The organism is Amycolatopsis sp. 505 (genome assembly GCF_031625235.1).
GTDB lineage: Bacteria > Actinomycetota > Actinomycetes > Mycobacteriales > Pseudonocardiaceae > Amycolatopsis.
Genome location: NZ_JACKQP010000008.1, coordinates 335,498 through 354,950, shown reverse-complemented (window position 1 = coordinate 354,950; position 19,453 = coordinate 335,498). Strand labels below are relative to the sequence as shown.

The 19,453-nt window shown below is 69.8% G+C and carries 21 protein-coding genes; 12 read left to right on the top strand and 9 right to left on the bottom strand.

Features of this window, described 5'->3' with window-relative positions; genetic code table 11:
- The first annotated feature begins 60 nt into the window (after positions 1–60).
- Together H5965_RS29465 and H5965_RS29460 are read left to right on the top strand one after the other, a co-directional pair.
- Positions 61–903 carry a metalloregulator ArsR/SmtB family transcription factor gene (locus H5965_RS29465; RefSeq protein ID WP_310973716.1) on the top strand — a complete coding sequence of 281 codons (843 nt, stop codon included), beginning with the start codon at positions 61–63 and terminating at the stop codon, positions 901–903.
- Between the two features lie 161 nt (positions 904–1,064).
- On the top strand, positions 1,065–1,700 hold the full coding sequence (locus H5965_RS29460; protein ID WP_310973715.1) for a hypothetical protein: 636 nt from the start codon (positions 1,065–1,067) through the stop codon (positions 1,698–1,700).
- A gap of 72 nt (positions 1,701–1,772) precedes the next feature.
- Here H5965_RS29460 and H5965_RS29455 read toward each other — a convergent pair whose 3' ends face one another.
- Positions 1,773–2,336: a hypothetical protein gene (locus tag H5965_RS29455; protein ID WP_310973713.1), complete on the bottom strand. Its 564-nt coding sequence runs from the start codon at positions 2,334–2,336 to the stop codon at positions 1,773–1,775.
- A 283-nt stretch (positions 2,337–2,619) separates the two neighbouring features.
- Between H5965_RS29455 and H5965_RS29450 the strand changes: the two genes are divergently transcribed.
- From H5965_RS29450 to H5965_RS29440, 3 genes are all read left to right on the top strand, one after another.
- Positions 2,620–3,321: a hypothetical protein gene (locus tag H5965_RS29450; RefSeq protein WP_310973712.1), complete on the top strand. Its 702-nt coding sequence runs from the start codon at positions 2,620–2,622 to the stop codon at positions 3,319–3,321.
- Between the two features lie 48 nt (positions 3,322–3,369).
- Positions 3,370–3,582: a hypothetical protein gene (locus H5965_RS29445; RefSeq protein ID WP_310973710.1), complete on the top strand. Its 213-nt coding sequence runs from the start codon at positions 3,370–3,372 to the stop codon at positions 3,580–3,582.
- Between the two features lie 171 nt (positions 3,583–3,753).
- Positions 3,754–4,020 (top strand): GNAT family N-acetyltransferase, encoded by a 267-nt coding sequence (locus H5965_RS29440; protein ID WP_396136956.1) that lies wholly within the window; start codon positions 3,754–3,756, stop codon positions 4,018–4,020.
- On the opposite strand, the gene H5965_RS29435 is transcribed toward H5965_RS29440, so the two are convergent.
- Both H5965_RS29435 and H5965_RS29430 read right to left on the bottom strand, forming a co-directional pair.
- Positions 3,991–4,878 carry a hypothetical protein gene (locus H5965_RS29435; RefSeq protein ID WP_310973708.1) on the bottom strand — a complete coding sequence of 296 codons (888 nt, stop codon included), beginning with the start codon at positions 4,876–4,878 and terminating at the stop codon, positions 3,991–3,993. The two genes, H5965_RS29440 and H5965_RS29435, sit on opposite strands and share 30 nt — an antisense overlap.
- A gap of 13 nt (positions 4,879–4,891) precedes the next feature.
- On the bottom strand, positions 4,892–5,353 hold the full coding sequence (locus tag H5965_RS29430; RefSeq protein WP_310973707.1) for a hypothetical protein: 462 nt from the start codon (positions 5,351–5,353) through the stop codon (positions 4,892–4,894).
- A gap of 571 nt (positions 5,354–5,924) precedes the next feature.
- On the opposite strand from H5965_RS29430, the gene H5965_RS29425 reads away from it, so the two are divergent.
- Together H5965_RS29425 and H5965_RS29420 are read left to right on the top strand one after the other, a co-directional pair.
- The gene (locus tag H5965_RS29425; protein WP_310973706.1) at positions 5,925–6,749 is read left to right on the top strand and encodes a hypothetical protein; all 825 of its coding nucleotides are present in this window, start codon (positions 5,925–5,927) and stop codon (positions 6,747–6,749) included.
- Positions 6,750–6,763: 14 nt separating this feature from the next.
- Entirely contained in the window at positions 6,764–7,240 is a 477-nt protein-coding gene (locus tag H5965_RS29420) for a hypothetical protein (RefSeq protein WP_310973704.1), read from the top strand.
- Positions 7,241–7,472: 232 nt separating this feature from the next.
- Here H5965_RS29420 and H5965_RS29415 read toward each other — a convergent pair whose 3' ends face one another.
- The gene (locus H5965_RS29415) at positions 7,473–7,937 is read right to left on the bottom strand and encodes an RICIN domain-containing protein (RefSeq protein WP_310973702.1); all 465 of its coding nucleotides are present in this window, start codon (positions 7,935–7,937) and stop codon (positions 7,473–7,475) included.
- A gap of 164 nt (positions 7,938–8,101) precedes the next feature.
- On the bottom strand, positions 8,102–9,184 hold the full coding sequence (locus tag H5965_RS29410; RefSeq protein ID WP_310973700.1) for an L-dopachrome tautomerase-related protein: 1,083 nt from the start codon (positions 9,182–9,184) through the stop codon (positions 8,102–8,104).
- Positions 9,185–9,311: 127 nt separating this feature from the next.
- Here H5965_RS29410 and H5965_RS29405 point away from each other — a divergent pair, with 127 nt between their 5' ends.
- A complete protein-coding gene (locus H5965_RS29405; RefSeq protein ID WP_310973699.1) occupies positions 9,312–10,526 on the top strand; it encodes a zinc-dependent alcohol dehydrogenase in 1,215 nt (404 codons plus the stop codon).
- Between the two features lie 45 nt (positions 10,527–10,571).
- Here H5965_RS29405 and H5965_RS29400 read toward each other — a convergent pair whose 3' ends face one another.
- On the bottom strand, positions 10,572–12,032 hold the full coding sequence (locus tag H5965_RS29400) for an aldehyde dehydrogenase family protein (RefSeq protein ID WP_310973697.1): 1,461 nt from the start codon (positions 12,030–12,032) through the stop codon (positions 10,572–10,574).
- 15 nt (positions 12,033–12,047) lie between these two features.
- A complete protein-coding gene (locus H5965_RS29395) occupies positions 12,048–12,485 on the bottom strand; it encodes a PPOX class F420-dependent oxidoreductase (protein ID WP_310973695.1) in 438 nt (145 codons plus the stop codon).
- 115 nt (positions 12,486–12,600) lie between these two features.
- Between H5965_RS29395 and H5965_RS29390 the strand changes: the two genes are divergently transcribed.
- From H5965_RS29390 to H5965_RS29375, 4 genes are all read left to right on the top strand, one after another.
- Positions 12,601–13,551: a zinc-binding dehydrogenase gene (locus tag H5965_RS29390; RefSeq protein WP_310973694.1), complete on the top strand. Its 951-nt coding sequence runs from the start codon at positions 12,601–12,603 to the stop codon at positions 13,549–13,551.
- Between the two features lie 65 nt (positions 13,552–13,616).
- The gene (locus tag H5965_RS29385) at positions 13,617–14,753 is read left to right on the top strand and encodes a glutathione-independent formaldehyde dehydrogenase (RefSeq protein WP_310973693.1); all 1,137 of its coding nucleotides are present in this window, start codon (positions 13,617–13,619) and stop codon (positions 14,751–14,753) included.
- Positions 14,754–14,939: 186 nt separating this feature from the next.
- Positions 14,940–15,644, top strand: a complete 705-nt coding sequence (locus tag H5965_RS29380) for a hypothetical protein (RefSeq protein WP_310973692.1) — start codon at positions 14,940–14,942, stop codon at positions 15,642–15,644.
- A 57-nt stretch (positions 15,645–15,701) separates the two neighbouring features.
- The gene (locus H5965_RS29375) at positions 15,702–16,151 is read left to right on the top strand and encodes a hypothetical protein (protein WP_310973691.1); all 450 of its coding nucleotides are present in this window, start codon (positions 15,702–15,704) and stop codon (positions 16,149–16,151) included.
- Positions 16,152–16,215: 64 nt separating this feature from the next.
- Here H5965_RS29375 and H5965_RS29370 read toward each other — a convergent pair whose 3' ends face one another.
- Together H5965_RS29370 and H5965_RS29365 are read right to left on the bottom strand one after the other, a co-directional pair.
- Positions 16,216–17,655, bottom strand: coding sequence for a DUF1996 domain-containing protein (locus H5965_RS29370; protein ID WP_310973689.1), 1,440 nt, complete (start codon positions 17,653–17,655; stop codon positions 16,216–16,218).
- 318 nt (positions 17,656–17,973) lie between these two features.
- The gene (locus H5965_RS29365) at positions 17,974–19,434 is read right to left on the bottom strand and encodes an FAD-dependent monooxygenase (RefSeq protein WP_310973687.1); all 1,461 of its coding nucleotides are present in this window, start codon (positions 19,432–19,434) and stop codon (positions 17,974–17,976) included.
- Positions 19,435–19,453 lie beyond the last annotated feature (19 nt).

Here is a 19,453-nt window from a genome sequence, read left to right as displayed (position 1 = left end):
AGCAATGTATCGACCGCCATTGATTGACGCAACCATCAATCACGGTCAATACTTGAGGGCATGACGACGACCCTGCCGGTCACGCCGCCGGTACTGCCGGACGCCGAGGCCGCCACGTACGCGGAGTGGTTCTCCTGCCTGGCCGAACCGACCCGGGTCAAGATCCTGCACGTCGTGGCGACCGCGAACCGCGAGCTCACCATCGGCGGGCTGACCGAGATCATGGGCATCAGCCAGGGCAACGTCTCCCACCACGTCCGCAAGCTCGCCGACGTCGGATTCCTGCACATGCACAAGCGCGGCACGGCCACGGTCGTCACGGTCAACGAGGCCTGCTGCACCGGCCTGCCGCACGCGGCCGACGCGGTCATGGGCCTGCTCGCGCCCCGCCCCTGCTGCCCTGAGGACGTCCCGGACGACGTCGCCGTGCGGCCGCTTCGCCGAGGCGACTGGGGTGCGGTCCGGCGTATCTACGCCGAAGGCATCGCCACCGGCATCGCCACGTTCGAAACCACGGTGCCCAGCCGTGACGAGTTGCACGCGAAGTGGCTGCCCGGGCACCGCTGGGTCGCCGAGATCGACGGCGAGGTCGTCGGCTGGGCCGCCGCCGCGCCGGTGTCCACCCGGGAGTGCTACTCCGGGGTCGCCGAAACCTCGATCTACGTCGGCGAAGGTCACCGTGGCCGCGGCGTCGGCAAGACGCTGATCCGCACGCAGGTCACCGAAGCCGACGCTGCCGGACTCTGGACACTGCAGACGTCGATCTTCAACGAGAACCGTGCCTCGATCGCGCTGCACCGCGCAGCCGGCTACCGCACTCTCGGCGTCCGCGAACGCATCGCCCAGCGCGACGGCGTCTGGCACGACACCGTCTTCCTCGAACGTCGCAGCCCGGCGAATTAGAGTCGCCGGGCTCCACGTAGCCGAGGAGCCGACTGGGCACGTTCATTGAGCCCTTGGGTTTCTCAGATCGTAATAGTGGGAGTGGAAACCTCTTGTAGGCCCGACGCGATCTATGTCGCAAGTGAGATGTGATCGTCAGTCGCGGACGGAGGTGGGCGCCCGTGGTTCAGCAGTTCGGGGTGGGCCAGCACCCTGACCTCCCTCCGTACCTGGTGCACTTCACCGGACGGCCGCGCGGGGTCTACTCACCTCCGCTTGGTGTCCCCGCGAAACCCGAAGATCGGCTGGCCATGATTCTGACCTGCGGCTTCATCCAGGGGTTTGCCACGTTCGGCACGTGGGGGCCCGTGGGATGCACGTCCGAGGTTTCCGGTGCCGGCCTGGCCGCCTTGTTCAGCACCGGAGTGACCGGTCGTGGTCCCTATGAGCCGTGGGCAGTGGTGCTCAAACGCGATGCCGCGATCGACCTGGGATTTCGACCGGTTTGGTATATGGACAGCCAGGAGAGGGTGGCGACGAAAGATCTTCCAGTTCGCATGCTTGACCGGCGGGTTACCTACAACCCTGGCCTGGAGGACTGGCTCGCGGAACGTGAGTGGCGATTTTGTTGGGGGGACATGGAAATCCGTCCTGGCAATGTGCCGGCCATCAGTTTGCCCGGCCTGGTCACCGCGGTGATAGTGGGCCGGTCGGGGTGGCAACCACTGCGCGGTCCTGCTCCCGTGTGGTTCGACGGGATCCCGCGGTGTCTCTGGGATGGGCAGAACCTCGTGATGGACGGGGTGTTCGCCCCATAGATACGTCCGCCGGCTCCTGTGGGTTGCCGGTCTTGCCCGTACCCGGCGGCTTCTTGCGACGCTTGCTGGGCGCTAGGTCGCCTCGCCTGGCGCCAGAACCGCTTCGCGGAGCGGGCCAAGGCCTTCGACGGTCACCCGCCCGATCTGTTTCATCTGGTGCAGTGCGCCCGGAAGTCCGTGGCGGCCGTAGAAGGCGGCAGCAGCATCCATCGCGTGCTGTCGTACGTTCTTGGCCGGGCCGTGATGAACTGCTCCGGCGGTGTTGGCGAAGTAGTTGACCGCGTCTCGGACGGTGAGCCAGTTGTCGTTGCTGTACATGATCCGCCGGTTGACGAATTGATCCATCGTCGCCTCGTAAGGGTTGAAGGCAAAGGGAGAATCGGGATCGAAGGCATCCTCGATGATGTAGAAGATTGGAGGGTTGTCGTAATGAAACTGCTCGAACGGTGATACGCCGTTGATCCTGAATCGGATCTTCAGCCCGTGAGTGCGATTGACCTGGTCGACCAACCGCAAGTCATCGAAGAGCAACTTCCGAAGCAGGGCCGCCGACATCAGTATCGTGTACTCGTCCGTTGACTGCGACCGCTCTTCGAGGTCTCGAAGCGTATGGATGAAGAGTCGTTGTGCGTCCACGTCGTTCACCTCGGAAGCCGTCGTGAGCAGTGTGAAGTGCCCGTCGGCTCGGAAGGATAGCTTGCGGCACTCATGTTCGAGTTCGCTGTGGTTGGTGACAGATGGTGCGGAAGCGGGCGCCGCGCGTTGCCGGCGCGGTCACAGCGGGGTGAGCTGACCGGCTCGACTTGACAGCGCCCGGCCCGACCCGCAGTATCCGAACAAATGTTCGATGGTTCGGGTTCGCTTGCGACTTCCCCACGTGAGCGTCTCCGGCGCGTGTTCGTGGTGCTGGAGGTGTGGGGTGGCGGTACCGGAGGCAGTCGCTGGGCTCGCGGCGATACCCGGCCTTCGCACAGCCGCGCAGCTGGGCGAGCCGAACCCGGATGCTTCGGCGCCTGCAGGATCCCTGCCGCTGGCGCCAGCACTCACCAAGCTGGTGCCGGGCGGGTTGCGGCGCGGTAGCGCGGTGTCCGTCACGGGCTCGACCGCGCTGGTCTTCGCGTTGCTCGCCGAGGCGATCGGCGAAGGATCGTGGGCGGCGATCACCGGCATGCCCGAGGCTGGTCTCGTGGCGGCGGCCGAGCTGGGCGTAGCCCTCGACCGGCTCGCTCTCTTTCCCCATCCCGGGGCTGAGGTCGCCGCGGTGCTCTCGGCGTTGATCGACGGGTTCGACTTGGTGGTGCTCGGCCCGCCCGTCACCCGCGGCATGCAGCCGCAGCTGGCTCGCCGACTCGCCGGACGGGTCCGCAATCGAGGTGCTGTCCTGCTTGCCGCGGGTCCGTGGCCCAGCGCAGACCTCGACCTGCGCGTGTCGAACCGCCGGTGGCGCGGTCTCACCGACGACGGCTTCGGCCACCTGGAGTTCCGCGAAGTCGTCGCGACCAGCCGTGGCCGCGGTGCTGCGGCTCAACCGCGCACCGTCGCGCTGCAGCTCCCAGGCCCCGGCGGAGCTGTCGCCGTCGAGGTATCTGCCGGCCGCGGGCTGACCGAGGTCGCTGGATGATCCGCAGGTCACAGTCGTCGCGCTCGAACTGGCCGGGGCAATCACGAGGTGACGATGATCGACCACCACGTCGGCGGAGCCGTTCGATCGGGCGCGCGCGGTGAGTTCGGCGGGCTGATTCTGGTCCGGTCCGCGACCAGCAGGCTCATCGTCTGTCTACGTGGCCACCGGCTCGACCTGGACCTCTACGACAAGCTCAAGCCCTACAGCCATCGCTACCGGCTGCACGGCACACTTTGCGAGGTCTGTCGCGCACAGTAAGGTTGTGATCCGGCGGCTCGGCACCTCGCCGAGTGGGCGCACCTCGACGTCACGGTTCAGCACGCGCCCGACGCGGACCCGGGCGACGGGCTCGTTTTCGTCGCCCATCCACCGGCCGCGGGAACGCTGGCCGGCCGGATCGAACTCCGTCTTGACCGCACTGAGGTCGGCGTGGTGACCGCCAGTCCGTGTGCGAGCTGCCGGACCGCCACTCTGGACTACGTCCACGTAGCGGCTGAGTACCGGCGTCTCGGCTTCGGCCGCACGCTGGTGGCGGCCGCTGTGGCCCGTGCCCCGTCCTACCGGTGGATGGCGCCGCTGCCGGACGGTCCGGTGGCGCAGTCGTTCCGTGCCCGGATCGCCATGCGCCGGCCCGGCCCGCCTTGTCATCACCGGCAGCAGGTGAGATCAGAGGGCGAGCCTGTGTCGAGCCCATGATCGGGCGGCCGCGGTGAGGGCCGGGCGGTGGGCCAGGGGCTGGTGGCGTTCGAGGTACTCCCAGATGCCCCAGATCGCGACCGCGAACGCCGTCTTGGTTTCGGCCGGGATTCGCTGCCAGAGCGGGAGCTGGTTTGCCCAGGCCTCCGCTGCTGCGGGTTTGTGGCCAGCTTCGAGGAGGCGGGTGATGAGGAAGGCCGGATCGACTGCCGGGTTGGCGTTTCGCGACCAGGCCCAGTCGACGATCTGGACCTTTGCGTTGTTGCTGAGCAGGTTCAAGGCATGCAGGTCGGTGTGGGCGAGTGTGTTTCCCGAAACGTGCTCGACCGCGGTGGTCTCCCAGCTCGTCAGCTCGTCGATGTGGCTGCGGGCCCAAGGATCGAGATCGGCGGGAGCGTCCTTGGCGAGTCGTCGCCAGGCTGCCAGCCTCGCCCACTGCTCGGCCAGGGACGGCGCGTCGACAGACACCGTGCTCAGGCCCGCTGCCATCGCCGCGACGGCCTCCCGCACCAGGTTCAGGTCGGTGGACCCTGGGGAGAGGTCGACATGGTGGCCACGAGAGTGCTCGAAGCCGAGGAGGAGCCAGCCGTCGGCCTCGGCGCGCCACAACAGCCGAGGAGCGACCTCGGGCGGGAGGAGTGGATTGACCGCGGCCTCGTGGCGGTGCATGCGACCGCGCTTGCCATCCGCGTCGGCGATGCCCTTGCAGAAAAGCGTGCCGGTCTCGGTGTGCAGGGTGGCGGAGAAGTCGGAGTTGCGGCCTGCGTCGGGTAGTACGACGTCGTGTACGCGGCCGGTTTCGCGCTCGATCGCGGTTTGCACCGCGACGGGCAAGGCTTCCCAGGTGCTGCGCGGCATCCTGTCCGTCCTCCTAGGCCGCGACCGGCGGCGGGTCTTCGTGGCAGCCATTGTGACAGCCGGTGCAGCTGCCGAGTGCGGTACGTGGCCACAGTGCGTCGTCGAGGCAGAAGCCGAGCCGCTGCATCGCCGTGGTCGTCCGGGCGAAGACGGACGCGGGTGACTCCTCGTCGTTCCGGCCGTCGGTGGGCACGTGGTGGAGGAACCTGCCGGCGACGCGATCGCAGAAGGCGGCGTACTCGTGGGTGTCGAGGATGAAGGTGTGCCAGCCGATGTCGACGAGCTCGCTCGGGGCGAGTGGGGCGCCGACGTTGGAGCCGCACGCGGCGAGGAACGCCAGCGCCTGGTCCATGATGCGTTCGGCGAGGTCGCGCTCGAACCGTTCCGTCGTGACGATGCGGCTGGTCAGGCGGCGGAAGAGGTCTTCGGAGACGAGGGACCGTCCCGTTCGGTGCATGCTGATGGTGATCGACATCGAGTTCTCCTCGGGTTCGGAGCGCTGGACGAACTCAGCTTCGGCGGCTCTGCTCCCAAGAGGGAGGCCAAGCTCAGGGGCGTCGCGGGGAGACACGGGGCAGATCGGGGCAGATCAGCTTCACGCGGTGACTCAACGCGCAGGCGTAGCTACACTCGGCGTGACCGGGGAGGGTACGTGCCAGAGCCGAATCGCCTTCTGCGGGCAGCGCGGGAACGGCTGCCCTCGTCGAGCGTGCCTGGTGAACGCGCGTCTCGGGCCGATGTCGCAGATGGGGTCGCCCGCTGGTTGTGGGAGACGACCCGTACCCGCTATCCCTTCGACGCCCACTACGTGGCGAAGCTCGAGCGCGGCGTCGTTCGGTGGCCGAGTGCGGCTTATCGAGCCGCTCTTCGGCATGTCCTGAGCGCGGCGGACGACGCCGCGCTCGGATTCACCCCGCCGTCGAGTTCCGCCGGGCCGGCCGTACCGTCGTCGTTCAGCGCATGGCGAGCTGACCTCGGCAGAAGAATTCGTCCAATTCGTTCGTCGCTGGCGTTCGGCCAGCGGCTCCGTCGCACGCTCGACCGCCGTGGCACAGCTGGACTCTCACCTTCGCCGGCTGAAGGAGGCTCCGTCCGGTACCGCGGAGACGCGTCGCGCCTTCCGCGTCGGCGCCGAGCTCGCCGACATCGTCGCGACGATGGCCTGGGACGAAGCTGCACACGGCGCGGCGCAGCGCTACTTCAAGCTGGCGGCTCAGCTGGCTCACGTCGCCGGCGACGACGCGCTTGCCGCGGTCGCCCTCGCCTCACTGGCCCGCCAGTGCTTCGACCTCGACCGGCCGGCCGACGGCCTGGAGGTCGTGCAGCTGGCGCAGTACGCCACGCGCCGGACGGCCAGCCCACGGCTGCGAGCCGTCCTGGCCACCCGCGAGGCATGGGCACACGCCCAGCTCGGTGACGCGCCTGCGTTCCGACGGACCGTCCGGCTCGCCGAGGACTACTTCAGCGAGGGGCTCCGGGACGGCGATGCGGCAACGCCTTCGGTCCGGAGCTTGGACGAAGCCGAGCTAATGGGCGTCATCGGCGCCCGCTATCGCGACCTGTCGCGACACGACGTCTGGCACGCGGCCCAAGCTCAGGACTACATCGGCCACGCGATCGCCCTGCGCGATCCCGATCGGGTCCGCAACCGCGTCTTCGACCTCATCGGGCTCGCCCGCAGCCACCTGATCACCCGCGAGCCGGAACGCGCCGCCGAACTGATCGGCATCGCCCTGCCTGATGCTGCGCCGTGGACGTCGGGCCGGGTCGGGGTCAAGCTTCGGGACTTCGATCGGGAGGCAGGGGCGTTCGCTACGGTTCCTGCCGTGCGCGACGTCCGCGAGGTCGTCGCAGCGAAGCTCGCAGTCTAGGAAGAGGACACTCCGTGGTGCGCATCGGAATCACCGGCCACTCCAACCTGACCGACGCCACCGCCGAGCTCGTGGCCGGCGAGCTCCGCGAGATCCTGAAGGAGCAGCGCGACGATCTTGTGGGGGTCACCTGCTTGGCCCGGGGCGCCGACCAGGTCTTCGCCCTAGTCGTTCTGGAGTTGGGTGGGACGCTCGAAGTCGTGCTGCCGGCCGCGGACTACCGCGAGCGCAAGGTCAAGCCGGACAACGCGGCCGAGTTCGACAGCCTCATCGCAAACGCGAGCGTCCACACGATGCCGTTCACCGAGTCGAACCGCGACGCGTACATGGCCGCCAGCGAACATGTTCTGTCCATCGTGGACAAGATGGTCGCGGTGTGGGACAGCGGGCCGTCCGGTGGCCATGGCGGCACCGCGGACGTCGTCGATGCGGCGAGGAACCGAGGTCTGGACGTCACAGTCGTCTGGCCGGAGCACGCTGCCCGACTTTGAAAGTCCTTCAGCGGTGGCCGATCCCGTGCGAGGGCACCACGCACCTCAGCCAGCGTAACCAGGGTCCGCCTGGACGCGGGCCGGCTGGTCGGTGGGGCGCATCCCAGTGACGAGACGTACAACACCAGCGAGGCTCGTGGCGTGCGGCCAGAGGAGCCTCGCCTACGGCGAGCCGATCTCGCACAGGGCAAGCCCGAGCGAGAACGGCGTGCCGGCGTGATCGTGGAACCGGTCAGATGTTGAGGTACCAGCGCTGGTTGATGCGGCCGCCGTCGCAGGTGTGCAGGGTCAGCTGGTCCTCGTGGCCCTCGTAGGTCGCGCAGTTTCCCGTTTCTTCGTTCCGCAGCTGCTTCTGGTTGTGGTCGCCGCGGATCGTCCAGCGCTGTGCCGGGTCGTCGCCGTTGCAGTCCGCGCCGATGACCCGGCCGTGGTCGGCCGTGGCACAGAGGTCGGTTCCGGTGTTCTGGATGGTGCGGTTGCCCCAGAGGATCCAGTGCTGGTTGTCGCTGCCGTGGAAGTCCGCGGTGATGGTGGGTTCGCCGTCCCACAGCGTCTGCTGCCACACCCGCTCCGTGCCGTTGGCCGACTCGATCACGTAGTCGGCCGGGTCGGCCTCGGCGGCGGTGGCGGCCGGCGGCATCAGCGCCGCGGCAGCGGTGGCGGTGAACAGGGCGGCCAGCGCGGTACGCGTGAGCATGGTTCTCCCTCGTCGTCTGGATTCGGCACATCCAGTACAACTTGACCGGCCGCGCGTGCCCATCATCGAGACGACGGACCACTCGCCGTCTGGGTGAACCCTGCCAGTTATCACTTTCTGTGACCCGCGCCGACGCCACGGAGACCCGCTCCGACCGCACGTCCTCAGCGGAGGTTGACCGGGCCGGCGTCGATCGGGGTGCGGAACAAGACGTACGGGTACTCGCGCTCGTCCTTGCCACCGCGGTACTTGTCCTGGCGGTGCAACTGGTTCGCCGTCACGTACAGGTAGCCGTCCGCCACCGACATCGTGTCCGGCCACAGCAACCTGGGGTCGTGGACGACTGTCTCCCAACGGCCGTCCGGGTGGCGGCGGTGGATGGCGTTGTGCTCACCGTCGGTGACGTAGAGGCGGCCCTGGTCGTCGGTTTCCAGGCCGTCTCCGGCGCCGCCTTTGTCGCCTTCGTCGATGATCGTCGCCGCGACCGCGTCGTCGTCCAGGTCGCGGTTGATCAGGGCGTCGGTCGAGACGCTCCACCAGCGGCGGGAAGCCAGGCAGCAGTAGTACAAGCGGGCGCCGTCCGCGCCGATGGCGATGCCGTCCGCGCCCATCCTGATCGGGCTGGTCGTGCCGTCTTCCGAGCGCTCCACGAAGTCGCAGCCTTCGACCACCATGCGCAGGTCCGGCGGCTCTTCGGCCTTGGTGCTGGGGTGGTCGTGCAGCCGCCGCCATGATTCGCCGGTGTTCAGGTCGACGACGATGATGCCGTTGGGGCCCTGGTCGGCGGAGTCGGTGATGAACGCGACCCCGCGGCCGAGGTCGAAGCGCACGTCGTTGAGGTAGGTCGTGGGCAGGGCGACGTCCTCGGGGAAGAGGATCGTCGCCGCGACCTCGTCGCGCTCGAGGTCGACGCGGACCAGTTTCGGGCCGCCGTGGGCGGTGGGCTGGAACAGCGGGCTTCCGGTGTCGAGGATCCAGAGCCGATCGGCGGGATCGACGACGATGCTCTGCACCGAGACCAGGGCGGCCGGGTCGGTGTCGCTCGCCGCGTCGTTGAACTCCTGGCTGGGATACGGGACGAGGTCGCCGTCGCGGAGTTCGGCGACGGTGAAACGGACGTCGTCGCCCCATTTCGGGAAGTTGACGAAGACGCGGCCGCCGCGGGACACGCTGACCCCGGTCGGCATCGGGCCGGTGAATTCGTGCACGACTTCGAGTTCGCCGAGCGGCTGGTCGGTCGGGGTCATCACGGCTCCGTTCGATTCGGGGACCGTTGCCGCGTACCCGCCCGGCGCCGCGTCAACCGCTTCGCCGCGGAACGCGTACCGGCCACCGCGGCGGGTACGCGACTGGCTTCCGGCCGAAGGAGGAGCAGTGAAGGCAGTCGTCTGGCACGGCATCGGGGACATCCGCATCGACGAGGTACCCGACCCCAAGATCCTCGAGCCCAGCGACGCGATCATCCGCGTCACCCGCAGCGCCATCTGCGGCACCGATCTGCACCTGGTCCGCGGCACGATGCCCGGCATGCAGCCGGGGACGATCCTGGGGCACGAGGCTGTCGGGGTGGTGGAAGAGGTCGGTCCGGCCGTGCGCGGGTTCTCACCCGGTGACCGCGTGGTCGTCACGTCCACGATCGGGTGCGGCACCTGTTCGTACTGCCGGGCCGGGTACTTCGCCCAGTGCGACACGGCCAACCCGAACGGGCCGTCGGCGGGGACGTCGTTCTTCGGCGGCCCGGAAACGACCGGCCCGGTCGACGGGCTCCAGGCCGAGTACGCCCGGATCCCGTTCGCGATGACCACGCTGGTGCGCATCCCCGACCAGGTGAGCGACGACCAGGCGATCCTGGTTTCGGACATCTTCCCGACCGCCTGGTTCGGCGCCCGGCTGGCCGAGGTCGGCCACGGCGACAGCGTGCTGGTCCTGGGCGCCGGCGTGGTCGGGCAGTTCGCCATCGCCTCGGCCAAGCGGCAGGGCGCGGGGCGCGTGTTCGTCGTCGACGGGCTGCCGTCGCGGCTGGACAAGGCCCGCGGGCAGAACGCCGAAACCGTCGACTTCAACCGCGAAGACCCGGTCGCGGTGGTGAAGGAGCTGACCGGCGGCATCGGGGTGGACCGGGTGATCGACGCGGTCGGCGTCGACGCGCAGCGGCCCTCGGGCGGGCCGGCCGCCGAGAAGCTCGCGGAGCAGGCCGGACAGTTCGATCAGGAGCGGGCGCTGGCCGCGCCGGACGCAGCGCCGTCGGGGGAGCAGTGGGTGCCCGGGGACGCGCCGAGCCTGGCCGCGCGGTGGGCGGTGGAGGCCGTCGCGAAGGCGGGCAGCATCGGCGTGATCGGCGTGTACCCGCCGGGGTTCGACCGGTTCCCGCTGGGCGACGCGATGAACCGCAACCTGACCGTCAAGCTGGGCAACTGCAACCACCGCCGGTACGTGCCGCGGCTGCTGGGCATGGTCGCTTCCGGCGCGGTCGACCCGCTGGCGTTCATCACCCAGCACGAGGAACCGGCGAACGCGATCTCGGCGTACGAGACGTTCGACCGCCGCGAGGAAGGCTGGCTCAAGACCGTCCTGGACGTCTCCGCTTGACCTTTCCACCGGCGCCGGGCACGGTCCGCGCCGGCCGGCCGGTGCTCACAGCCGGGGCCGGCTCTGCTCGTCGCGGACCGTGACCCACTGCCAGCGGGTGAACTCGTCGAGGTTGACGAACGAGCCGAACCGGCTGCTCCCGCCGGATTCGCCGATGCCGCCGAAGGGCGCGATGGTTTCGTCGTTCACGGTCTGGTCGTTGACGTGCACCATTCCGGCGTGCAGCCGGTCGCCGACCGCGCGGGCGCGAACGGCGGATCCACTGTGGACTCCGGCGACGAGCCCGTAGGGGGTGGCGTTGGCGAGGCGGACGGCTTCGTCGTCGTCGGTGAAGGTGGTGACGACCGCGACCGGCCCGAAGATCTCCTCGGTGAAGGCCGGCATCTCGGGGGCGACGCCGGCGAGCACGGTCGGCCGGAAGAACAAGCCGTCGTGGCGGCCGCCGGAGGTGACCTTCGCGCCCGCGTCGACCGACCGCGCCACGACCGATTCGATGTGCTCGGCCTGGCTGGAGTTGATGACCGGCCCCAGGTCGACGTCCTCGCGGGGATCGCCGACCCGCAGGCCGTCGGCGATCCGCGTGAGTTCCTCGACGTAGGCGTCGGCGATCTTCTCGGCGACCAGGTGACGGCCCACGGCCATGCAGACCTGTCCCTGGTGGACGAAGCTGCCGAACGCGCCCGCGGCCGCGGCGGCCGGGACGTCGGCGTCGTCGAGGACGACGAACGCGTTGTTGCCGCCGAGTTCGGAGACGAACTTCTTGAACCCGGCGGCCGCCGCCTTCGCCAGTTCGCGGCCGACCGGGGTCGAGCCGGTGAAGGAGATCATGTCGATGTGCGGGTCCTCGGCGACGGCGTTGCCGAGCTCGCTGCCCTTGCCGGGCAGCATGTGCAGCACCCCCGCGGGCAGGCCGGCTTCTTCGAAGAGGCGGGCGATGACGACACCGCAGCAGATCGCGGTGTCGCTGGCGGGTTTGAGCACGACCGCGTTGCCGGTCGCCAGGGCCGGGGCGACCGACCGCATGGCCAGGATGAGGGGGAAGTTCCACGGCGCGATCACCGCGACCACGCCGAAGGGGACGCGCCGGGCGACGCTGGTGCGGCCGGGTTGGGTGGTGGGCAGCAGCGTGCCCCACGGTGCGCTGGCCAGCGACGCGGCTTCGTGCAGCTCGTCGAGGGTGAGGTTCAGCTCGAGTTCGACGGCGGTGGCGGTTTTACCGGCTTCGCGGGTGAGCCAGCCGGCGATCTCGTCGCGGTGCTGTTCGAACAGGGCCGCGGCGCGGCGCAGGACGGCGGCGCGTTCCCGGTAGCCGGCGTGCGCCCAGTCCCGCGCGCGTTCGGCCGCGGTGGCGGCGGAGCGGGTGACGTCGCCGGCGGTGGCCGTGCCGACCTGGCCGAGCTCGTCGCCGGTGGCGGGCTCGGTCGAAGCCGTTGTCGCGCCGGTGGGTGTCCATTCGCCGGTGAACACCCGGCCGGACCAGCGGTCCCGTTCGTCGAGCAGTCCCACGTCTCGTCCTCCTGGTCAGTCGGCGATGCCCTTGGCCTGGTCGATGTAGGTCTGCCGCTCGGGGGTCACCCGCAGGATGACGCGCTCGGACTTGATGTTGTCCGGTGGGTAGTCCTCGCCGGTGTACTTGCGGGACAGCCGGTCGACCTGGCGGCGGGCGCGTTCACCGTTCTCGACGCCGGTCACCTGGCCGCGGACCTCGGCGTAGCGGTAGGGGTTCGCCTCGTCCCGGATCAGCACGGTGATCCGCGGGTCGCGGGCGACGTTGTGGGCCTTCGCGCGGTGGGTTTCGGTGTTGAGCACGATCTCGCCGTCCTCGACGTCGACCCAGATCATCTGGGTCTGCAGCCGCCCGCTCGGCAGCACGGTGGTGACCGCGGCGAAGTTCTTGCCAGTGGCCAGCTCTTCGGTTTCGGGCAGCAGTTCCGGGCCATCGGCGGTGCGTGCGGGCACGTCGCCTCCTTCCGGTCAGGGGCGGCGCGCACTACGCCGCGCTGGGCGGCTACCCGCGCGAGTGGTCGGCAAACGGGAGTCGTTTGCCCGGGCCTTCGCCGGGTACGCGAACGGGATGTCTGTGCGAGCCGTGGTGATGGCGGAATTCGGTGGTCCGGAGGTCCTGACGCTGGAAGAGGTCGACCGGCCCGAGCCGGGGCCGGGGGAGATCCTGGTCCGGGTGCTCGCGGCGGGGACGAACCCGGTGGAGGCGAAGATCCGGCAGGGGGTCGCGATCCCGGACCTCGAACTGCCGGCCGTCCTGGGCGGTGACGTCTCGGGTGTCGTGGCGGCGCTCGGCCCCGGCGTGACGGATTTCGCCGAGGGAGACGAGGTTTTCTACACGCCGGAACTGACGTCGCGGGCGGGCGGCTACACGGAGCTGAACGTCGTGGCCGCGGCCATCGTGGCACCCAAGCCCCGCGGGCTCAGTCACGTCGAAGCGGCGGCGATCCCGCTGGCCGGGGGTACGGCGTGGGAGGCGATCGTGCGCCGGCTCGCCGTCCGTCCCGGTGAGACGGTGCTGGTGCACGCCGGCGCGGGCGGGGTCGGCACGTTCGCCGTCCAGTTCGCCGTCGCGGCGGGCGCCCGGGTGCTCGCCACGGCCGGCCCCGACAACCAGGATCTGCTGCGTGACCTGGGTGCGGTCCCGATCGACTACCACGCCGCCGACCCGGTCGAGGTGGCGCTCGAGCACACCGGCGGCACCGGCGTCGACGCCGTGCTGGATCTCGTCGGCGGGGAGAACCTGGTCAAGAGCTGCGCGGCGACCCGCGCGTTCGGCCGGATCGCGACGGTCCTGGCTCCCAAGGGCGAGCTGAGCGCGCTGTACCAGCGCAACCAGCAGCTGCACGGGATCATGCTGACCCGCGAACGCCGTCGTCTGGAGGAGCTGACCCCGGTGTTCGAACGTCGTCAGGCCCGGCCGGTGGTCGACGAGGTCCTGCCGCTCGACCAGGTGCGCAAAGCGCACGAACGGCTCGATTCCGGGCACGGTCGCGGGAAGACGATCCTCGACCTCCCCTGATCGGCGGTTACCGCGGGACACGCCGGGTAGCCGCGCCGGACATGCGGTGATGGATGGGAGTCGAGATGAAGGCAGTGGTGTACCGGGGTCCGCGTCAGGTGGAAGTGCGCGAGGTGCCCGATCCGGGGATCGACCAGCCGACGGATGCGATCGTGAAGATCACGACCACGAACATCTGCGGGTCCGACCTGCACATGTACGAGGGCCGGACCGCGGTCGAGGAGGGCAAGGTCCTCGGCCACGAGAACATGGGCATCGTCGTCGAGATCGGCGCGGGGGTCACCCGGGTGAAGGTCGGCGACCGGGTGTCGGTGCCGTTCAACGTCGCCTGCGGCACCTGCCGGAACTGCCTGGAGGGCTGGACGTCGTTCTGCCTGCGGGTCAACCCGGCCGAAGGCATGGACGGCGCCGCGTACGGCTACGCGAACATGGGTCCCTACGACGGTGGCCAGGCCGAGTACCTGCGCGTGCCCTACGCCGACTTCAACCTGCTCGACCTGCCCGCGGGTACCGAGTACGAGAACGACTTCACGATGCTGTCGGACATCTTCCCGACCGGCTGGCACGGCACCGAGCTGGCCGGGATGCGCCCGGGCGATCGGGTGGTCGTGTTCGGGGCCGGGCCGGTGGGCCTGCTGGCCGCGCACAGCGCGGTGCTCCGCGGCGCGGCCGAGGTCTATGTGGTCGACAAGGAACGCGACCGGCTGGCCTTGGCCGAGAAGATCGGCGTGCTGCCGGTGGACTTCAGCGAGGCGGACCCGGTGGAGCAGATCATGGCGGCCACCGGCGGCCAGGGCGCGGACTGCGGGGTCGAGGCCGTCGGGTATCAGGCGCACGACCACTCCGGCCAGGAGCACCCGGAGCTGGTGCTGGACAACCTGGTCAAGTCGGTGCGCTCGACCGGCGGCATCGGGGTCGTCGGCGTCTACGTCCCGCAGGACCCGGGCGCGGCGACCGAGGGGGCGAAGGAGGGCCGGATCGGGTTCGACTACGGCACGCTGTTCACGAAGGGCCAGCGCATGGGCACCGGGCAGTGCCCGGTCAAGCGGTACAACCGGCGGCTGCGCGACCTGATCATCACCGGCCGGGCCAACCCCTCGTTCCTCGTGTCGCACGAACTGCCGCTGGACCAGGCGGCCGAGGGCTACGAGCGGTTCGACCACCGCGAAGACGGCTGGACCAAGGTCCTGCTCCGGCCGTGATCCCCCGATCGGGGTGCCGAAAATCCAAGGTATTCAGCCGCGTTATCGCTGTACCGGGTGAATTGCCACAATTGCGCGGGCCCGAAAAACGGGGGTGAGTCTCGACGGTGAATGCGGTGTCGTTATGGTGAAGCTGCCGAATCGGCGGGATTGATCGTCGGTGGTGGAACAGACGGGACTGCGATCGTGACCAGGCGGGAAAAAGACCCGGCGAAGGCCGGTCGTTTCCTGGCGCGCGCCCTCGTTGTCGTCGGGGGCGCTGCCGCCGCCTGCGCGCTTGCGTGGCTGACCGCCACCGCGTCGGCCAGCACCGTCACCCAGATCACGGACGGCCCGCTCGGGATGGCTGCCCCGGTGCTGCCCGCGGTGCCCGAATTGCCGAGCGTGGACCCGGCCCGGCTGGCCGACCTGGTGCAAAGCCAGGTGCCCCAAGCCATTCCCGCGGCCGTCGCCGCTGTCGGGCGGATTGCCGCGACCGGGCCGACCGAGCTCGACAGCCCGGCCAAGGATCCTCGCGACCACGCCGAAAAGGCGAGCCTCAGCGCCGCGAGGCCGATCGACGCCCCGCCCGCGCTGGTGGACAGCGTCCCGCGTGAGCGACCAGCCGAACCCGCATCGGCGACGGTCCCGGTTCGCGTCGTCACGACCACGGGACCGTTGCCGGCCGACCTTCAGGCCGAACACGGCGGGGAAGATCCCGGCGGACGATCGTGGCCGCCGCCCTGCTCGATTTCGGCCAATGCCGGTCCCGCGTCCGGGCAGGATCGCGGTTACGGCGATGTCGTGCTGCCGGATTTCGCAAACCAAGCGCAGTCGGTGCGCTGCCGGAATGGTGTGTCGCACCGTGACGTGGTGTCCGCGGAAATCCGGCCCGGCGTCACGCCTGATTGATCCGCCTCGTTTTTCCGCGGACCAATCCCCCCTGTCTTGCTCGAAGGAGTATTTGTCATGCGCATTCACACCAAGCGAATCCTGCAGGTCGCCCTGGTCAGCGGCGGCCTCCTGCTGGTCGGCGCCGGGACCGCCGCCGCGGCCGGCGTGGACCTGCCGCAGCCGGCCCAGGCCGTCGACGCGGTGCTGCCCGCCGCCCACGCGCTTCCCGCGCCGACCGTGCGGTACACGGTGCCGGCGTCCCTGGTCCAGCACGTGCCGAGTGCCGAGGTCGACGGCGACCTGCAGGAACCGGACCTCAACGCGCCGCTCGGCAGCGAGCTCACGGCGACCGATCTGCCGACACTGCCGCTGACGGCGACGTCGGGCCGGGCCATCGGCGACGGGCTGCCGCTGCTGGGCGGGCTCCTGCCGAACGTCCAGGGACTGCTCCCCGCGATGCCGGACCTGACCCAGCAGGGCCCGGGCGCCCTCCTCGGGTCGGCGACCTCCCTCCTGCACCAGTAAGCACCCGCGCGCTCAGGGCCGGAAAGCACGAGCTTTCCGGCCCTGAGCCGCATCTACCGGCAGTTCACTGCGAACAGCGCTGGCCGCTGTTGATGCAGCGGACCACCTGGTTCATCAGGCGCTGGCCCATGACGTTGGCGAAATCGTCGTGGTCCGAGCGGGGGTTGTGGTTCTCCTGCTCGAAGGCGTCCACTTTGTACTGTCCGTTGACCTGGACCTCCCGCGGGATGTCGTAGGTCAGCGTGATCCGCAGCTGCGGAACGTTCTTGAAGCCCTGCGGGCACCGGCCCTGCCGGTCGGCGAACACGATGTGCGAGCGGTGGTTGGCGCTGTCGATGTTCTTGCCGTCCCAGCAGTTCGGGAAGGCGTGGATCCGCTTCACCTTGCTGCCCTCGGGACAGATCGGGTACTTGTCGGTGAGCCGGTCCTCGAACCCGCTGCACGTCCAGCTCGGCCGGACGTTGGCCGGCCCGTTCGTGCTCTGCTTGGCGTCGCCGTAGAGGATCCGGAGGAACTGCGGCATCGCCACGACCCGGCGGGCGCCGCCGCTGGTGAAGGTCAGATCGGCCCGCTCGACGCGCTGGATTTCGCCTTCGTTGTCGCCGATTTCGTTGTTCTCGTCGACCCCCGGCAGTTCGGCGGGTTTGCCGTTGCTGTTGCCGCCGCCGTTGTCGAGCCCGCCCTGGCCGTTCTTCTTCAGGGCGCAGGCCGCCAGACCGCCGAGGTCCTCCGGCTTCGTCCCGGTCCGGCCGATGGCGATGGCCATGCGGTCGAGAGTCGCCTTGCGCTTGTCGCCGAGCGGGTTCAGCACGGCGTTGCGGATGTCCTGCTCCGACTTCAGGTCGCCGCCCGCGATCCGCGCGTTCGCTTCCTTGACCTGGTTGTCGAGCAGGTCGAGGTTGCGCTCGACCTCGGCGGCGGCCTGGTCGGGGACGTCGGCGAGTTTGCTGGCGACGTCCGGGCAGTCGACCTGCGTCCCGGCCTTCTCCTGTTTCGCCTGCTCGCGATCGCCCGAGACCTCCTTGGCGGGCGGGTTCTCTTCGTCTTCCTCGGTGTCGATGCGGACGACCGGCCAGAAGTAGGTCGACTTGTCGCCGTTCTTGCAGGTGGTGCCGGCCTTCGCGAGGCTTTCGTTGGTGGAGTCGGCGTTGGTGGAGAGGTTGCCGACGTAGTCGTGCAGGTGCTCGGCGCCGTTGCGGACACCGGGCTGGGCGATGAAGTTGTCCGGGTTGAAGTGCTGGTTTTCGTTGCGGCCGCAGTCCACGGTGAACGTTCCGCGGGCGCCTTGGCGTTGCAGGGCCTGGTTGACGTTCGTGCCCTTGGGCACCTTCGTGATGTCGACGAAGAACGACTTGTCCACTTCGGACGCTCCGGCGGTGCCGGTGCCGCCGGTGGTGGTGGCGACGACCAGGGCACCGGCGGCGAGCGCCAGGCCCAGTCCGAGGGTGGCGAGCTTGGTGCGCCGGGTGATGCGGTGCCGGCCCGTGGCGGGTTTTCGGGGCATGGAGTTGTTCACCTCGTTCGGTTTCCCGGGCGCGGCAAGGTGACGCGCGCCCGGGCAGCGGTCCCGACGTAGGCAGAAACGGGCATTTCGGACTAGCGGTTCAAACCGGCACAGCGCCGTTACCTTTTCGTTACCATCGGCTCATTCATGGTCCCGGCGAGGTTCTGTCGGCGCGGGTGCCGGCGCTCCTCGGAGGTCGCGAATGACTCATTCGCGACCTCGGACGTCCCGAATGAGTCATTCGCGACATCGCGGGTGCCGCTGGCGCACCCGACTTCGCCGGACTGCTGCCGGAACCGGGCGATCGGCCGGACTGGTTCAGAACCAGCGGCGCACGGCCTCCTCGAAGGAGCCCACGTCCGGCTCCCGGCCCCCGGCCCACGCGACGATCCCGTCCGGCCGGACCAGGACCGCCCCGAACCCCAGGTCGTCCCGGGCCGGGCCGGTGACGTACCGGATCCGGTCGCCGAGCGCGGGCAGTCGGCCGCCGAAGTCCAGCGCGACACCTCGGCCGTCGTGCAGCAGGTCGGCGAGGCGGGTGCCGTCCGTCAGCACGAAGTCCGGTGCGTTGTGCCCGGAGATGCCGTCTTCGCCGAAGTAGCGCAGCGAAGTCCCGGACGTCCGCTCGAAGACGTACGTCGTGCCGTCGCGGGTGGCGAGGAGGTCGCCGAGGACCGACCGGGCCGCGCGGGAATGCGGGTCCGGGCGCATCAGCGCCACCTGGGCGCGGGACCAGTCGAGCACCCGCGCGCCGACCGGGTGGCGTTCGGCCGGGTAGGTGTCGAGGAGGCCCGAAGGCGTGTCCCCCGCCAGTGTCGCCGCGAGCTTCCAGCCCAGGTTCATCGCGTCGCCGATACCCAGGTTCAGGCCCTGGCCGCCCAGCGGCGAGTGGATGTGCGCCGCGTCGCCGGCCAGCAGGACGCGGCCGCGGCGGTACGTCGTCGCCTGCTTCGCGCGGTCCGTGAAGGTGGAGACCCGGTGGACGTCGGTGAGGGTCACGTCGGTGCCGGACACGCGGCGCAGCACCGATTCGAGGTGCTCCCGCGTCGGCGGCTGCGAACGGTCGTACGCCCCGCCGTCGAAGTCCAGCACACCGAAGTGGCCCGGCTCGGACATCGTCACGTACATCCCCTGCGGCGTCACCGTGAAGCCCCGCCGGAGAACGCCGGGATCGGCGAGCGTGGCCAGCGCGAGGTAGCCGGTGAGCTGCGGCTCGGTGCCGGTGAACTCGAAGCCCGCCAGCCGCCGGACCGCGCTGCGGCCGCCGTCGCAGCCGACGAGCCAGCGGGCCGGGTACTCCTCCTCGCCGGCCCGGGCGACCACCCCCGCGCCGTCCTGCGTCACCGCCGTGACCGCAACGCCACGGCGGATCTCGACGCCGAGCTTGCCGGCTCGCTCGGCCAGCACCGTTTCCACCGCTTCGAGGCTGGTCATGATGCCGTCGAGCGCCGGGCTGGGCAGCCGGTGGGGCAGGCGCGCGAGGTCGACGTCCGCCGGGTCGAGCGGCATTCCGGCGAAGTGGCCGACCGAACGGGGAGCGACCGCCTCGGGACGTTCGTCCACATTGGACGCGGCGAGCAGTGCGGGCAGCATTCCGCGGCGGTGGAACGCCTCGACCGACCCGCCTGTCAGGCCCCGCAGGCCGAGCGGGAAGCTCCGCCACGGCGATTGCGGCTCCGGCTCCCGTTCGAGCACCAGCACCGAACGGCCGGCGAGGCCGAGTTCGCCGGCGAGGAACAGCCCGACCGGGCCCGCCCCCACGATCACCACGTCATGCATGACAAACCGCCTTCTCGAG

Bases quoted from the DNA above. Each gene is read 5' to 3' on its own strand.
- H5965_RS29375 (WP_310973691.1), top strand. From the start codon at position 15,702: ATGCGCATTCACACCAAGCGAATCCTGCAGGTCGCCCTGGTCAGCGGC.
- H5965_RS29435 (WP_310973708.1), bottom strand. From the start codon at position 4,878: ATGCCGCGCAGCACCTGGGAAGCCTTGCCCGTCGCGGTGCAAACCGCG.
- H5965_RS29410 (WP_310973700.1), bottom strand. From the start codon at position 9,184: ATGACCCCGACCGACCAGCCGCTCGGCGAACTCGAAGTCGTGCACGAA.
- H5965_RS29370 (WP_310973689.1), bottom strand. From the start codon at position 17,655: ATGCCCCGAAAACCCGCCACGGGCCGGCACCGCATCACCCGGCGCACC.
- H5965_RS29390 (WP_310973694.1), top strand. From the start codon at position 12,601: ATGTCTGTGCGAGCCGTGGTGATGGCGGAATTCGGTGGTCCGGAGGTC.
- H5965_RS29365 (WP_310973687.1), bottom strand. From the start codon at position 19,434: ATGCATGACGTGGTGATCGTGGGGGCGGGCCCGGTCGGGCTGTTCCTC.
- H5965_RS29465 (WP_310973716.1), top strand. From the start codon at position 61: ATGACGACGACCCTGCCGGTCACGCCGCCGGTACTGCCGGACGCCGAG.
- H5965_RS29385 (WP_310973693.1), top strand. From the start codon at position 13,617: ATGAAGGCAGTGGTGTACCGGGGTCCGCGTCAGGTGGAAGTGCGCGAG.
- H5965_RS29415 (WP_310973702.1), bottom strand. From the start codon at position 7,937: ATGCTCACGCGTACCGCGCTGGCCGCCCTGTTCACCGCCACCGCTGCC.
- H5965_RS29430 (WP_310973707.1), bottom strand. From the start codon at position 5,353: ATGTCGATCACCATCAGCATGCACCGAACGGGACGGTCCCTCGTCTCC.